General features: G+C 52.4%; 1 tRNA gene. It reads left to right on the top strand.

Going from position 1 to position 1030, the window contains the following annotated elements:
• The first annotated feature begins 652 nt into the window (after positions 1-652).
• A tRNA-Ser gene (locus IP85_RS19800) sits at positions 653-743 on the top strand.
• Positions 744-1030 lie beyond the last annotated feature (287 nt).

Here is a 1030-nt window from a genome sequence, read left to right as displayed (position 1 = left end):
ACAGCGAGAGCTGCAGCGGAGCCGAGAAGAAGGCTCTTGATGTTCATTATTGACCTCCAGTCAAGTTTCGTATGGGTCTGGGTTAATTGGCTGAAGGACAGCATTCCCTGCCCCATCCCCGTCGGTTTCAGAAGACGGACGATCCACCGCCTCGCTTCCGAGGTTGAAAATACAAAACCCCGTCGGTCATGCAATCACCAAAGAGTGGAATGGACAGAATGTGGTCACCCTTCCACCCGGCCTGTTGCTGAAAGGCCACAAACTCCCTTGCGCCGCCCCATGTCCATTTAGGTTTTGTTAAGAAAATCCAAAAAAAACCGCCGCTTACACAGGCTCTTGGGTACGCGGGGCAGGTGTTCGCATGCGGGTGTTCTTCTCATTTTGGCACAGGATTCCGCAAAAAGTTGCATTCAGAACCATATCGGCTCGCCTCGAAGCTGCATCTTCGACAATGGCAGTTTCAGACCTTGAGCCTGAAAATCGGCAGCAGATGGCCGCCCGAGTGACAGAATCATGTCGTGAGGCGGGAACGATTCGGCTTTTCATATGAGTGATGGGATCACCACCTGGCATTGGCGGCCGCTCGCTAAAATGTTGAGAGCGGAGAAAAGGCCTTGCAATCACTGAATCAAGCAAATAATCAGGCGTCACCGGAGAGGTGGCCGAGTGGTCGAAGGCGCTCCCCTGCTAAGGGAGTATACGTCAAAAGCGTATCGAGGGTTCGAATCCCTTCCTCTCCGCCATTATTCTCCCCCTGCACATCACCATCACACTTTGCATATCGCTCGCACTGTCTCGAGCTTTTGCGCGAGTTTGTGCGTCTGGCCTCCTGCCTCAGCTCCGTCAGAAATCATGTTTCCTGAGACGCGCAACTCGCCGCCGCGTTGCCGAACAGATTCACGCGACACCAGCAAACAATTGATAATAATAATTAAATTCTGAAATCACCTGGTGCGGTCTCTATAATTGACTGGAGGTCAATAATGAACATCAAGAGCCTTCTTCTCGGCTCCGCTGCAGCTCTCGCTGT

The sequence above is a fragment of the Rhizobium sp. AAP116 genome (assembly GCF_001295785.1).
Taxonomy (GTDB): Bacteria; Pseudomonadota; Alphaproteobacteria; order Rhizobiales; family Rhizobiaceae; genus Allorhizobium.
This window is presented reverse-complemented; position numbering and strand designations above follow the sequence as displayed.